This is a genomic window from Paenibacillus sp. JT22N12 (assembly GCF_056269365.1).
In genome coordinates this window covers 603,203-617,981 of the sequence record NZ_JBWDNU010000002.1, presented here as the reverse complement: position 1 = coordinate 617,981, position 14,779 = coordinate 603,203, and the positions used below count along the sequence as shown (strand labels likewise).

12 protein-coding genes are annotated in these 14,779 nt (G+C 52.8%); 5 read left to right on the top strand and 7 right to left on the bottom strand.

Going from position 1 to position 14,779, the window contains the following annotated elements; translation table 11 throughout:
• Positions 1–170 precede the first annotated feature (170 nt).
• The 6 genes from AC0YOA_RS08265 to AC0YOA_RS08240 all read right to left on the bottom strand — a co-directional run bounded on the left by AC0YOA_RS08265 (position 171) and on the right by AC0YOA_RS08240 (position 7,089).
• A complete protein-coding gene (locus AC0YOA_RS08265) occupies positions 171–1,682 on the bottom strand; it encodes an MGH1-like glycoside hydrolase domain-containing protein (protein ID WP_475786197.1) in 1,512 nt (503 codons plus the stop codon).
• 367 nt (positions 1,683–2,049) lie between these two features.
• The gene (locus AC0YOA_RS08260; protein WP_475786196.1) at positions 2,050–2,967 is read right to left on the bottom strand and encodes an NAD(P)/FAD-dependent oxidoreductase; all 918 of its coding nucleotides are present in this window, start codon (positions 2,965–2,967) and stop codon (positions 2,050–2,052) included.
• A 219-nt stretch (positions 2,968–3,186) separates the two neighbouring features.
• Positions 3,187–4,611, bottom strand: a complete 1,425-nt coding sequence (locus tag AC0YOA_RS08255; protein WP_475786195.1) for an apolipoprotein N-acyltransferase — start codon at positions 4,609–4,611, stop codon at positions 3,187–3,189.
• Positions 4,612–4,690: 79 nt separating this feature from the next.
• A complete protein-coding gene (locus tag AC0YOA_RS08250) occupies positions 4,691–5,551 on the bottom strand; it encodes a helix-turn-helix domain-containing protein (RefSeq protein WP_475786194.1) in 861 nt (286 codons plus the stop codon).
• Positions 5,552–5,803: 252 nt separating this feature from the next.
• Positions 5,804–6,094 carry an iron chaperone gene (locus AC0YOA_RS08245; RefSeq protein WP_475786193.1) on the bottom strand — a complete coding sequence of 97 codons (291 nt, stop codon included), beginning with the start codon at positions 6,092–6,094 and terminating at the stop codon, positions 5,804–5,806.
• 155 nt (positions 6,095–6,249) lie between these two features.
• The gene (locus AC0YOA_RS08240; RefSeq protein ID WP_475786192.1) at positions 6,250–7,089 is read right to left on the bottom strand and encodes a MurR/RpiR family transcriptional regulator; all 840 of its coding nucleotides are present in this window, start codon (positions 7,087–7,089) and stop codon (positions 6,250–6,252) included.
• A gap of 187 nt (positions 7,090–7,276) precedes the next feature.
• On the opposite strand from AC0YOA_RS08240, the gene AC0YOA_RS08235 reads away from it, so the two are divergent.
• The 5 genes from AC0YOA_RS08235 to AC0YOA_RS08215 all read left to right on the top strand — a co-directional run bounded on the left by AC0YOA_RS08235 (position 7,277) and on the right by AC0YOA_RS08215 (position 12,679).
• Positions 7,277–8,137, top strand: coding sequence for a DUF8171 family membrane protein (locus AC0YOA_RS08235; RefSeq protein WP_475786191.1), 861 nt, complete (start codon positions 7,277–7,279; stop codon positions 8,135–8,137).
• Entirely contained in the window at positions 8,134–9,936 is a 1,803-nt protein-coding gene (locus tag AC0YOA_RS08230; protein ID WP_475786190.1) for an ABC transporter ATP-binding protein, read from the top strand. Before AC0YOA_RS08235 ends, AC0YOA_RS08230 begins: the two co-directional genes overlap by 4 nt.
• Positions 9,914–10,678, top strand: a complete 765-nt coding sequence (locus tag AC0YOA_RS08225) for an energy-coupling factor transporter transmembrane component T family protein (protein WP_475786189.1) — start codon at positions 9,914–9,916, stop codon at positions 10,676–10,678. Before AC0YOA_RS08230 ends, AC0YOA_RS08225 begins: the two co-directional genes overlap by 23 nt.
• Before the next feature lie 23 nt (positions 10,679–10,701).
• Complete coding sequence (locus tag AC0YOA_RS08220) at positions 10,702–11,451, top strand: PHP domain-containing protein (protein WP_475786188.1); 750 nt, start codon at positions 10,702–10,704, stop codon at positions 11,449–11,451.
• 145 nt (positions 11,452–11,596) lie between these two features.
• Entirely contained in the window at positions 11,597–12,679 is a 1,083-nt protein-coding gene (locus tag AC0YOA_RS08215) for a threonine aldolase family protein (protein WP_475786187.1), read from the top strand.
• 136 nt (positions 12,680–12,815) lie between these two features.
• On the opposite strand, the gene AC0YOA_RS08210 is transcribed toward AC0YOA_RS08215, so the two are convergent.
• A complete protein-coding gene (locus AC0YOA_RS08210) occupies positions 12,816–14,537 on the bottom strand; it encodes a cellulase family glycosylhydrolase (RefSeq protein WP_475786186.1) in 1,722 nt (573 codons plus the stop codon).
• Between the last annotated feature and the right edge of the window lie 242 nt (positions 14,538–14,779).

Sequence of the window (14,779 nt, the reverse complement as noted above, 5' to 3'; positions counted from 1 at the left end):
CCGGCTCTTCCCTCTTCGCTGCAAACCCTCTTCTTACGCTGTCTGCTGTAACTCCGCTGCCTGAACATGAACAAGCGACCTTACGTTTCAACGATGATAGGGCGTTCTTCATCACCTCCCCGGCGAGTAATCTGCTCCATGAATATCCTCCCCGGCAGGGAGAATTCCGGTTACTTGGGATGGATATAGACGGTCTCCTGCCCTCCATCCCATTTCACCACAAGCTCCAGAGCAACATTGGCGGCTGCCGTAAATTGCGGCCGCTCCGATCCCGAGGCGCGTTTCGAACAGGACAAATCAATCAGACCCTCGCTCCCGAAGGGATATTGCGACACGCCGTGAGCCTCCAGCAACCGGATGTCCCACACGAGTCTGGCTTGGCCGGCATCGGGCTGAAGGCCAAAAATATATTCAAACAGGACGGCGATAGGCGGCAGCCCTCCCCATCCAACGAAATCCGGTTTTGCCGGATTTCCCGGCGCCGCTTGCTCAGGCGCATAATTTTCCCATAGGGTTCCTGTCGTCTTGAATACGTCCACGACCTGATCGAGATGGTTCCGGGCGATCTCCTGCGCAAGCGTCTCATAGCCGGATTGGCGAAGGCCCCGCAGCACCATATAATTCGTCGGCGTCCATACGGCTCCCACCCAGTAATCGCCGGCCGGATTGTACGCCGGATGATCCGCTGACAATGAAGGCACACGATGCGGCCGGTTGAACGCAAGAGGATCGGCAAGATGCCGGATAAAACGATCCAGTCTGTTAAGCGGGACGATTTCGGCCAGCAGCGCCCAATACGCGCCGATATTTTTCAAGCCGGTGAGCTTCCCATCCGGCTGTTTGTCGTAATAATATGCGGTGCTCTCATCCCACAAGCAATCATTGACATAATCGGCCAAACGAACCGACTCACCGGCTATGTCCTGAATGTCCTGTTCTCTTCCAAGTACAGACGCCATGGATATCAGCAGCTTCGCGGCAAAAAGCTGAAACAGGCAGCTGTCGCACCAGACCAGATGGTAGTGGAAGAAGTTGTCCTTCTCCAGACTTGCGCTCCCCGGGAGTCTCGGCAAATTATCGGCGGAGCCCGACCAGCCATTGGCCCAATAAGTGCCGTCGGGCCAGGTCCGGTAATTTCTCAGCCAGCGGTGATAAGCGACCAGAACGGGAAATACAGCAGCCAGGCGTTCAACATCCGACGTAGTCCGAAAATATTCCCACTCGGCCCAGGGCATGACATTAGGTCCCGTGCTGGACGGATCGAAGCGGTGAAATACGTCCGTTCCATCCTCCTCCCGAATTTGCCGGCAGATGAAACCGTCAGGATGCTGCTTGGCATAGAAGTTGTCCAGGGTACGCTGAAAGTCAAACACGCGCCGCCCGTAAGCAGCAAACAGGACAATAAAGCTGCTGTCGTACATAAACAGATCATCATTAAATGCGGTATCGATATAATTCGCTATGAATCCGTTGTCCTCATTCGCCTGACGGAGATGCCCGAACGCGAGTTCCCAGGCTTTCCAATACGTCCTGATTGCGTCCTCATGTCCTTCCCAGAATGGCTGGGGCAGTTTGGAGGCTGAATCCGCGAATAAGGGAAGCTCATTGTGCCCCAACCTCATCCGCAGAAACCGATTTTCATTGACCAGCTCACTTGTGACGTACCTGTCATAATAATTCACGGCTACCGGAGCCTCCTTCAGAGGTTACTTTCTTCAGCAGTTGGCTTTGTTCCCTATCTATTAAAATTTTAAATCCAGCAGATTATCCATTCAATTCAAATATCCATCGAAAGATTATGGTAAGTATGACAGTTGATTCAAGCAGATGGTGATTGATATAAGCATTTTTGATACATAACTATATAAAATGAAAACCGGGGCCGAACCATCATGGTCCAGTTGGTGTATTCAAGGCTCGTCAATAAAAAAATACGACTGAACAAAAGTTCAGCCGTTGTTGGTTCAATTCCTGTTTAAAGTCCCTTTTTCAAAAAACACCGTTCCCCAAGAGACTGGAACAGCCTCCCCTTGCAGAGCTTCTAGGCGTTCAATTTCCTTTCAATCTCCAGGCTTCTGAAAGCAGTTCGCCGTTTATGCCCGCAGCAGCCAATGATCCCATTGATGCCGCCGTAATCGCCTGATACAGCTCCGTAGCCGCGTCGCCGGCACTATAGACACCCGGCACGTTTGTTTTGCCTGAGGCATCGACGATGATCGTCCCCGCTTCCGTGGCCTGACAACCCAATGCTTGCGGCAAGTCGGATCCGGGAACGAGCACAGGCGCAAAGAATATTCCTTTGCATGGAACGTCATTGCCATCCTCCAGCATGACCCGCTTCACCATACCATCGCTGGATTCGATATGCTTGATCGGCGAGTCAAATACGGGAATCTGATGCTGCATAAGCTCCTCGCGTTGTTCATCCGTCCATTCATCAGGTCCATTGGTGCAAATTGAAAATTGATTCGTCCATCCCGATAACATTTTAGCCGAATGCAGCGCCCTGGCACCCTTGACAATCAGCACAAGCGGCTGGTCTCGCAATTCCCAACCATCGCAATAAGGGCAGACAAAGGCACTTTTGCCATATACCTCTGTTAACCCGTCAATTTCGGGAGAGAGGTCCTTCATGCCTGAGGCAAAAAGCAGTTTTTTGCTCCGATAAGCTGCTCCCTGGGCCGTTGCGATATGAAAGTCCCCATCCGTTCCCGTGATCGTTACCGCTGTATCCTCCACGAAGTGGACGGAGGAATAGACGCTGATCTGCTCCTTCGCAATTTGCCGGAATTCGTCCGGACGGATGCCATCCCTGGTTAGGAAACCATGAATCTCGCGGGTAACCCGATTGCGCGGCCGTCCCTCATCAATAACCACCGCGCTTTTTCTTGCCCTTCCAAGCACAAGTGCTGCGCTTAACCCGGCAGGCCCGCCGCCAATAATCCCTACATCGATAAGCTTCTCCATGATAGCCTCCCTTTGATGATCCGCAATACGATTCACCTGCAGCAGAAAGTCCCACTATTAACTTCCCGCTCACATACAGACTTAAAATATCTATAATATCTATATTAGTCTCAAAAAAATAACCATTGCTTATAACTGCAATGTTATTTTCTTTGGCCGAAACGGTTCAATGAATTATTTAGCTTCGGCATTTGTAGACTTTATATATCTATAATAGATCTAATAAGCACTCTCGTCAAGTTTTGCTCTGTTCAGGGCAAATCTTTTTAGAAAAGTAATAAAAACCGCTATGATTGCGCCTCCTAGAATCAACCAGCCGAACCAGTCTCCCCATCTGCTGTAAAGCGTCTTAAGCGGCGAAACAGGAACGTCGGCAACGACGGAGGCATCCTTATAATCAAAAGTTGATTGCTCCGCCAATATCCGGCCGTATCTGTCCGATACCGTTACCAGCCCCTCCTTGGACGGGCGGGCTACGGCGAAGCCATTTTCGATCCCCCGAACGATGGCCATCCGGGAATGAATCCGCTCGGATCCTTCCCAATCCCATGCCGGCACCAAGAGCATTCCGACATTCTCTCTTCCATACTCTCTAATCGTTCCCGGGAAATCCATGTCCTTGCAGATGACTGTTCCTATTCTCTGGTTAAACCCGTTAAACCGCGCCGTTTCATGCCCGGCAACGAACCCGTCTTCCAACCCGGGAACCAAATGAATTTTGTCGTAGTCCACAATCTTTTTGCCGTCAGGGGAGAAGATCCACGCTTTATTATAGACGCCATCCTCTTGCTTCAGCTTTACGCCGACTTCCAGGAAAACCTGGTTATCCGACGCCGATTTGGAGAATATTCCCTCGATCACTTGCTGATCGGCAGATGCAACAAAAACCAACTTCTCGGGAAGAACAACGATTTTAGCGCCCTGATCCGCCAATTGCGCAGCATGGTTTACATATTCCTTTATAAATGCGATATTCTTGCCTGAATCTAGCGATTCCTCGAAGGGAACCGTATAATTGGAAGCCGTCAACCCTACCCTCACGGCTTCTTCGGCATGCGGAGTCTGAATACGGAAAGTCCCCCACCCCGCAGCTGCCAGGATGCACAGAATAAGAATAGATGCTCTCGTCGACCTGACCCGGTTCCAACCTCTTTGCCTTAGAAGGTAAGCGATGCAGGCTGGAAATAGACAAACAAGAAATACGATGCCATATATGCCGGATATCGACGCATTCTGCATCAGGAACAGATAATCCGTTTGGGTATAAGCCAAGCTGCCCCAAGTCCCTTGGGGAGAAAACAGCGCCACCACGAACTCGAACGCCGTCCAGCCTATGGGGAATAACCAAACAATCGTCGTTTTGCGTACCCAGACCATGATAAGGGCAAAAACCAAAGCAAACAGCAGATGATATCCCAGGAAAAACGGAACCGACACAACAAAGCTCTCTGCCTTCCACCAGCTCATGCTTCCTGACCAATAACTCAGCACCGAACCCATGAACAAGAATCTGCCGGACAATCCGGGACCGATCACCATAATGGGAAGCGGGGCAACCCAGGCCAGCCAGCCGTAAGCTCCTGAAAAATAGAAGCACACTGCGGACAACAAAAATGCAAGCAACAGATACACGGGTTTATACATAGTCTCACTCCTTGCTTTACAGCTTAGAGGAACCGGATACTGTTCACTTGACAATTCTTGCTAATGTAAGCCTTGGAATTTACCTTTTTTGGACGGGGATATGGATATCAATGACCCGCCTACCCTCAGGGTCAAAACGATAAAGCTCCAGTTCTGGCCCATATACAAGCTCAAACTGGGCCTCCGAAAGCCAATTTCCGACCATGTACTTAAACAAATGCGGCAGATCCGCAAGAGAGCCCCAGTGGGAACAAACGGCATAGGTTCGTTTAGGTATGCTGAACACTTCCCAATTCCCGGGAAAGCAGTGCGGATGCGCCTGATCCGTCAATAGACCTGCCAAATAATCGAAGCGTGTTCCGCCTGCCGGAATAATGACTCCGGCCTGCTCCTGGTGAAACTCCACCGCAGGATGAATGGACCTCCATAAACATTCGATTTCTTTTTGATTGATCTCCATGCTGATTGAGGCAGATATATTCAGACCCTTCAGGCGTAAACCGGTGACTTGCAGCGAATTCAGGGAGATGATGCGGACATCGGGAGTTGTGGGGAAGGAAGCTGTGGAAAACAATTCGTTATCTGTGAAGGAGAGCATGGGGTAATGAAAGGTTGACAATCCACGAATCCGGTATTGCTCCGGCGTTATTCCGGTCACCTGCTTGAAGGAACGCGTAAACGCTTCATGACTTGCAAAACCCAGCTCCACCGCAATTTCAATGATCCGTTTTTTCGATTCCAGCAGCTCCAAGGCCGCTATGGAAAACCGGCGTTTCCGGATATACATGGCCGCGGGCTCCCCTGCCACCATACGAAAGAGCCTGTGGAAATGCCAGGGGGAGATATGTACATGTCCAGCTGCAGCTTTCAGCGATAATGGGTTAAACAGATTATCTTCGATAAATAGAATGGACCTCTGGATCATGTTAATATAGCTCATCTGGCACACCTCCGGCTTTGCAGACTTCGAAATACATGCGGGAAGGGCTGCTTCACGAAAGCGGTGAATGTCCTGCTGAATGCCCCCGGGCTCGGAGCTAAATACGAGGTCTGCAAACGGCAAACTACAGACCGCTCCCCCTCCCGGTTTCAGCCCTATCGTTTTTTCTGTTTGCCTTCCAGATTTTCTTTTGCTCGATACTTGACGAGCTCGCTTACCAATTCCAATGGGATCGGTTTATCGGCAGGAAATTTAATCGTGGTTTTGGATACCTCGTAGGGCGACAATTCTTGTTTGAAAAACTCCAAATACTGTAAATGGCGGCGGAAATGACAACGAATAATGATCTTTATAGGCGGAGAAATAGATCAGCATCCCATGATATTTAAATGCCGGCAGTTGATAGCTTATCACTTCCTCCGCTTCAGGCACGGCGTTTTTAATGGTTTGCCTGATTTGTTCCAGCGAGTCTTGAATCTCCTTTTGAAAGCTGCCGAAATATTCGTCTGCCGTCTGAAAATTGCTTTTTTTGGTGGATGTCATATTTGCCCCCTCGCATTGTAAAGGATTGAAAAACACAGGTAAATTATAGCATAATGAACCAGCTTCGATTACCTCCAGATTGCTGTTTATCCGTAAATGGAATAAAGGGCTGCTGTTTGCAGCCCTCTGTTTGCTTCATGTGCGCTCAGCGCGCTCTAGCGTTTGTATTGTATCGACGGCGCCAGGCGCTGTCTTAAATCATAGAGCCGATGAAGGCTGGCGAGTGCCCGCTCCTCGTCCTGCCTGGCCATAGCGACGGTTAACGAATCGACCAGCGCAACGGGCGCCACCATCGAATGAAACTCTCCGCTCTCCCCCCGGCAGGTATAAAGAACAGCGTCGGCCATATCCACCAGCTCGGACACCATCGCATCCGTCACCAGGACGGAGGGGCAGTTCGCCTGCCGCGCCAGTTCCAGCAGCACCTTCGCTTCCGGGGGAGTATTGGCGAAGCCAAACACGATGAGGACATCGGATGCGCCAAGCTGGCCGGCCCATTCGAACAATTCAGACCCGCCGCGGGAAATATGATTCACCCGGTACCCGAACCGGTTCAGCCTATAATAAAGCAGCTCGCAGAGCGAATGGGAAGGTCCCGAGCCATAAACGAATATCTGCCTGGCCCGGATCATGCTGTCGACGGCAAACTGGAAATCCTCGCGCGACAGCCTCTCCATCGTGATGGCCAGATGACGGATTTCCAGCTCCAGCATTTTGCCGGCCAGATCATCGTCGGCGACCTTGCGCAGCTTATCTGCCATTTTGCCTGCCGGCGTCGGTGCGGCATCGCCTTGAAGCTGCCGCTTGAAATCCTTGAAATTGGCGTAGCCCGCAGACTTCCAGAACCGGGATACCGTCGCGACGCTGATGCCCGTCTGCGCGGCCAAATCCTGTTCCGTCATATAAGGGATGTTCTGCAAATGCTTGACGATATAATCGGCGATCTTCCGGTGGCCTGCTGTCAACCGCTCAGCCTCGAACCGAATTTGATGCATGGCAATTCGACTCCTCTCTTACACGTTCTACCATAACCCGAAGGAAATCTCAACTTGTTTTGATAATTTTATTTCATATTTCAAATTAATGAAATATTTTTTACAAAACGAACACACTGCGTTAACGCTCCCGTGATGCTCCTCTCTTATGATTGCATGGAACGAACTATGGGAGGGTGAAGAAAGTATGGAAACCGCAGCCTACAACCGGAAACCGCAGAATCAGTCCCAAAATTTAATGGTGTTTGTATTATCGATGGCGCTCTTTGGACTGGCCGATCTGGTCACCGAAATGATTCCCGATGTGGAGATCGGTCCGATCGAGATCGGCATCCCGTATTTTGGATTCGTCGGGCTCATTCTTGTCGCCTTGTTCAACCCGCTTTATGCGGCGCTTGGAGCCGCGGTCGGCGAAGTCATCTTCGGCGACCTGCTGATGGGCGATTTCGGGGGCATCGGGGAGCTCGAAGGGGTGCTGACGCTGTTCATCGGCTTGTACATTGCCGGCTTGCTGGTGAACAACCCGAAGAACAGGCTCAATATTGCGATAGCGGGCATGATCGGCATCGGCATCGAGCAGCTTCTCGGGGGAGTAGCCGATGTCATCAAGGTTTCGGTAGGCGTCAGCGAGCTTGAGGCCGTTGAAGGGCTGCCTCAAAGCATCGTTCTTTTGGAGCTGGTGGAGAATGTGAACGAATGGATCATATCCGGCATTATCGTCGGCATCCTCCCTGCCATGTTCATGCTTCCGCGGCTGCACGGCAAGCTGGAGCCGCTGCTGGGCATCAAGCCGCGCACAAATTCTTCCTACCGCGCCGCGGCGGGCAGTCTGCTCGCGCTCAGCGCAGGCATCTTCATCATCGCCGTATTGTTCGGCGTACTGGGAGAATCGCTGGAGCTTGGCGCCTGGGAGCCTGACTTCATCGATCAATACGGCGGAGGCTTCGTCTGGGTCGGGATCGGGATCGCCGCTCTCGTTGCAATCGCGGTGATGCTGATTGCCTTCTCCTCCCGCAAGAGCATTCCCCGGCAGGCCGAAAAGCTATGATCGCAGCTCCCATTATTGAAATGTCCGGGGTCTCGTTCCGTTATCCGGGCGATGAAGGAATGGCGCTGCGCGGAGTCCATTTATCCATCGGCAAAGGCGATTTCATCGCCATTATGGGCAGCAACGGCAGCGGCAAGTCAACCCTCTGCAAGTCCCTTAACGGACTTATCCCGCATTATTATGCCGGGGATTTTGAAGGGTCGGTCTCGGTGGGCGGCATCGACCCGATGACGCGTTCGGTAGCGGAAATGTCCAGGCTTGTCGGCTATGTGTATCAGGATTTTGAGAACCAATTGATACGGCCCACCGTCTTTGATGAGCTGACGTTCGCAAGAATGAACTTCGGATTTGCCGACTACAAGGTAAAGGCTGAGGAAATGCTGTTTCGATTCGGTCTTGAGCCGATCCGCAATAAATACATTTGGCAGCTGAGCGGAGGGCAGAAGCACAGGGTGGCACTTGCAGGCGCACTCGCGATGGAACCGGAAATTGTCATCGTCGACGAACCGGCCGCCCAGTTGGACCCGCTGAGTGCCGTCCATATTTATGACACGCTCAAAACGGTCAATGAGCAATTCGGCACAACGGTTATTGTCATTGAGCACCATACCGAATTTATTGCCGATTACTGCAAGCATGCCGTTCTGATGGAGCAAGGATCGGTCGCCTGGAAGCTTGAGACGGCAAGTGCCTTGAACGAGGTGGACACGCTGCTGGCGCACCAGATTCATCCTCCTCAGGTGACGCAGGCCGCATGGCGGATATATCCGGAGCGCAAGCCTTACCCGATCAGGCTGGAGGAGGCGAAGGAATGGTTCGCGACGGACCGGTCTTCCGATGCCGCTGCAGCCCCTGGCAGCGCAGCTGCAGGCGATGACGCTTCCCCCCTGATCGAACGGGCTGCCGTCGCTGAATTCCGGCATGTGACCCATCGATATATGACGGTCGAAAAAGGAAGGAACACCGTGCTCAGCCAAATCGACTTGACCTTTCGCGAAGGGGAACGGGTTGCGCTTGTTGGCGGCAACGGAGCGGGCAAGTCCACGCTGCTCAGACTCATCACCGGCCTGGCAAAACCGTCGGAAGGCATAATTGAAGTATTAGGGCGGGATATACGTACCGTTACGCCCGAAGCGCTGGCGGAATCGGTCGCTTTCATCTATCAGCAGCCGGAAGAAATGTTCATCGCCGACAACATCCGCTCGGATATCGCCTACTTCCTGAAAGCCCGCAAAACCGCCGATTACGAGGCCTTCGTTGACCGGATGATCGCGCAGTTCCGCCTGCAGGACATTCAGGACAGGGATGGCCGGCTGCTCAGCGGCGGCCAGCAGCGCAGGGCGTCGCTGGCCATCGGGATCGCGATGCGCCCGCAAATTCTGCTGCTGGATGAGCCGACAGCCAGTCTCGATATATCAAGCCGCAAGGAGATCACGGGCATGCTGGAGCGGCTGGATACTTACGTCAAGACGGTTATTGTCGCGACGCATGACATGCAGCTTGCTGCCGACTGGGCCAATCGCATCATCGTGCTCCAGCATGGCCGGGTGCTGGCGGATACGGACGGCCAGGCGCTGTTCGCCGACCCCGCCTTGATGAGGGCGGCCAATCTTCAGCCGCCGCAAATCGCGCTGCTCAGCCAGGCGGCCGGCTTCCAGCCGCCGGCGCTGAGCGTCGAGGCGTTCTGCCGTCGGTGGCCCGCAGGAGGAAAGGAGGCGAACGATTATCGACAAGCTGTTGCAGCGACTGTCGCTGGAGCGATTGAAGCTGACGCTCATGAACATCGCCTACGCCAATAAGCGGACGTTTCTGACCCGGTTCGACCCGCGCATGCTGCTGCTCTGGTATTTGATCTTCGCCACCATGCCCTGGTTCATCTATAACCGGACGGTGCTGGTCCTGCTGTTTCTCACGATGCTGGTCCTGACTGCCGTCTCCCGCGTCAGCGGTCTCATAATCGCGCTGATGGCGTTCAGCACCTTCTGCAACCTCATCTATCTGGTCGTTCTGGCGCTGGTGATCGGCGGAGACCTTGAGGCTTTCGCATCGATGCTGACGCTGACGTTCAAGCTGCTCGCCGTCGCGCTTGTCAGCGTCGCCGTATTCGCCAGTCTGGACCCGGAGAAATTCAGCGACGCCCTGCTGAGCCTGAAGGTTCCGGGGCAGGTTTGCTTCGGCATCTCCTACGGGTACCGGATGATACCGATTCTGGTGGAGCAGTATCAGCAGATTATCAGCTCTTACCGGTTAAGAGGGCGGATGCCGACAGGCGGAAGATGGCTGCGCAGCCGCAAGCTGTTCTACCTGGGCCGGATCGCCGTTCTTGCTTTTTACCCCATGCTGCTGGGCACGGCCAAGCGGACCCGCACGACCGTCGAGGCGCTGGAGATCAAAGGCTTTACGTACGCCCTGCACAACCCGGAGGCGAAACGGCTGAAGCTCTCCTATCTGCGGCTTACCTGCCGGGACGCGCTGTTCGTCGCCGGAACCGCATTGTATTTGACCATCATCTTTGCTCTCGGACGGATGTTCCCGATCTAAGGCGGAAAGAGGCGAAACACACGATGTGGATCGATTTTCACACGCATACGAAAATGTCAAAAAAGCTTGAGTTTTCCATGGACTATTTTCATAAAATGATTCGCAGCGCCCGCAGGAACGGGCTCGACGCCCTGGCGCTCACGGAGCATTTCAACACCCTCCATTACAGCCGGATATATGAGACGCTGGACCGGCATTATCCCTACAAGCATGACTATTATGATGTGGATGGATTTAAGGTTTTTACCGGGATGGAAATCGATATTATCGAGACGGGACATATTCTGCTGATCGGCAACAAGGCGCAAATCCGCGCGATACACGATAAGTTTGCGGATCGGCAGGAGAAGCCGCGTTTTCCAACCTTCGACGAGGTGCTCGATACCGCGGACTCGTTCGCCGTGCTGAAGATCGGCGCGCATCCGACGAGGAACTCGACGCCCCTGCTTCACCTGGGCGAGGAACGGCTGCGGCGGTTCGACGCGTTCGATCTGAATGGCAAGGATCTGGCCAAGCAGCCGGATACGCAAGCCAGGCTGAGCGAGCTGGGCGCCAAGCTGGGCAAACCGGTCGTGTGCGGCAGCGATTCGCATTTGCCGATCCAGTTCGGCTGCGTCAGGAACAGGCTCTTCCGCGATTGCCTGACAGCCGAAGACATCCGCCGCTGCCTTCAGGAACGCAGCTACGAGATCAGCGTCTCCAGCTACGCCTCGCTCAAGGTGTTCGCCGCACGCATGACCAAGCGGGCGATGAAGCTGGCCGGCCAGTGCTGATCCTGATGACCGTAGGAATATGACCGGGCATTCCTGTTAATCTCGTTGCATTGTCTTATCATCAAAGAGAATGGAAGTGTGATATAGTAATCGGTGCAGGCAGGCTGGAAAAGCCTCTGACTTAAAGTTAAAGGAGTTTTCATATATGACTGAATCCTTGACAGCAGCCTATAACCAGACCAAATATAAATTGGGCAATCACGGCAAACGCGATATCCGGGTATTAAAAGAGGCCTTTCAAGACATTGAGGGGCAGCTGGAAAGCGACAGATATGGCACGGGAAAGATCATTGAGGATTTTCAAGCGAAGATGGCCGCCCTACTGGGAAAGGAGCATGCCGTCTTCTTCCCGAGCGGAACGATGGCTCAGCAGATTGCTCTGCGAATTTGGTGCGATGAACAAGGCTTAAGGAAAGTTGCCTATCATCCGCTGAGCCACCTGGAAATTCACGAAGAAGATGGCTTGAAGGAGCTTCATCAAATCAAAACGGTTCTGCTGGCTGACAAAAGCCGCGTCATCGGGCTGGAAGATGTTGTGGATATGGAGGAGGGCATAGCTTGTATCCTGCTGGAGCTGCCTCAGCGTGAAATCGGCGGCCAATTGCCAAGCTTTGAAACGCTTCAGCAGATTTCGGAATATTGCCGCGACAAAGCCATTAAGCTGCATCTGGATGGGGCACGACTTTTGGAAATTCTCCCTTTTTATCAAAGGTCGGCCGCTGAGGTTTGCGCTCTTTTTGACAGTGTCTATATCTCGTTATATAAAGGAATCGGCGGGATTGCAGGAGCGATTCTGGCAGGAGATCAAGCGTTTATTGCGAAGTCCAAGGTTTGGAAACGGCGCCACGGCGGCGATTTGATCAGCTTGTATCCGTATATCGTCTCTGCGGATTATTATTATAATTTACGGTCACCTAAAATGGAGCAGTATTTTGAAGCAGCAAAGGAGCTTGCCGCCCTGTTCAATTCCTGCCACGGCGTTTCGACGCTGCCGCTTATGCCCGTTTCGAATATGTTTCACGTCCATTTCCATCTGGCCAAAGAGCAAGCGGCATCTGTTCTGGCAGAGGTTCAACAAGCCACGGGTGTTGGCATCACGAGCTATTTGACAGAAATCGATGAACATACCTGTTCCTGCGAAATCAGTTTGGGCGATTTGTATGCGGAACTGCCAAGAGAAGTCGTCATCAAGGCATTCCAGGTGCTTGATGAAAAAATGAAGCAATAATTCGTGATTCCTTGCTGTGTGGCGTAATGGAAAAGAGGAGCTTCCTAAAGGAGGCTCCTCCCTAATTAAACCTGGTTGTTCGCACGAGAAGCGCTGCATTTCAACAAAGTCTGAGCTTGATATACAGGAAGCAATGTCATAATTCCGCGGCGAAACCGACGATGGCAGTTCCAGTCTTCGTTATCGTGTATTCAACGGTTTTGCCGCTCCAAAAGTGGAAAGTCAGCACGACTTCGCCGTCATTCACTTCATTAAAGAAGTTTTCCGTGAGCTCAATCCCGTTCGTGTCGTACGAAGGCGAGAAAGCGTACGCGAATTCCTTGAAAGACGTCCAGTTCTGCGGGCCTGCGTTGCCTCCGGCAGCGTACACGGCTTCCATCGTAGCGAGCCGGTCGCCGTTGAACGCAGTCGGGATCGAGAACTCGTTCGTTGTTCCGGCTGCGTCCTGCAGCACTGGTGTATCGTAGACGATTATGTCAAACGTCCAGTCCTCGCCCTTATTGAAATCCGCAGTGATCTCCGCGTTCTCGCCGTAAGCGCCTGACGCCGTCAGCCTGGAGAGTAAGCTGGCCTTCACCGTCAGGAGGTCCCCTTCCAGCGAGTAGTCGCTGCCTTTGCGAAGCGACTTGCCATCATGGCGAAGAGCCGTCAGCCGATTGCCGTTCAATTCGAGCCGGATAACAGCGTCCTGCGCTTCCGCGCCTTTGGCCAAATAAATCAAATCGGTTTCCGCGGCTGCGGAGCGGCCCTTCCAACTGGCTTTCAACATGCCATATAGCTGCGGATCGTTCCATTGCAGCGCATTGCGGTCGAGATGCTGCCCGTTGTCCCACAGCATATGGGTAATGCCTCTTTCTTGAACGTAATGAAGCAAGAATTCGAAAAATTTAAGCTTCTCCCCTTGTTCGATCGTACCCGTATTTTTGTCGAAGCCGAGCAAACCGTATTCGCCTAGAATGACGGGAATACCCTTAGCCACCAGCGAATTATAGACGCGGTCGAACGTTTGGACAATGTCGTTTTTCGTTTCTTCGTTGAAGCGGGTGAAGCCGGCAATGTTGACGCTGAACGGCCAAAAGCCGTAATAGTGAACGGTTGCAATCAGGTTCGGGTCGCCGAGCGCGGCGAACGTGTCCGCCAGTGCGTCGAGCCGGTCCTGATTCGCGTTCGTCTCGAGCGTAGGCAGTACGAGCGGGCGCTCGGAGTTGTTGCCGCCGGAGGCGCGCACAATCTCATGGAAGGATGCATTCAATTCTTGCAGCATCGCGAAATGGGCTTCGCCGCTTTCACCCCAGCCGTCAGTGAAACGAGGTTCATTGATGCTCTCGAATGACAGCTTCTTCGAATAGTTTTTGAACCGCTCTGCGATTTGCTTCCATGCTGCGTTATAACGGGCAAGCACAACGTCATGCTCCGTACCCATCCGGTTAACCCACAGCCAGGAATCGTGGTGCAGATTGATCATGACGTACAATCCGGCGTCCAGAGACCAGTTCACGACCTCTTCAACGCGGTCCAGGAATGCTGGTTCAATCATGTAGTCCGGCGCCTCGCCCATCCGCTGATCCCATGTGATCGGGATGCGAATGCTGTTGTATCCTTGCGAGGCGATATGCTTGATGAGCTGCTTCGTCACGCGTGGATTACCCCAGGACGTCTCGTCTGCTCCGGTTGCGTCGAACGTATTGCCAAGATTCCAACCGGGCTGCATGGCTTCGACGTACGATTGAATCTTGCTCTTCGGAACTTCGATCGCTGGCCGCTCCTGCATGGCCGCGCTGGCGAAAGAAGGAACGAGCATGGTTAACAACACCGATACCGTCAGCAATATACGAATGAGCTTGCTGGATGAAAACATAATTCTGAATACCTCCTCCTGGATTATGTTCTGAAACAAATGCGGGCAGGTTGATCAGATGCCTCGGCGTGTTCCTCCTCTTTATGAAAACGTTATCAAAAACCTGTGGCAGTGATGATTTTACCGGATTATGGTTTTTGGAGAAACCCCGATAATTAGTGGATAAATCAGATGAAAATCGAGACTCAGGTGTTAGCAGCAGAGGGGAATTAATCAATCACTGGCCTGGTCGTCAGCTGCCT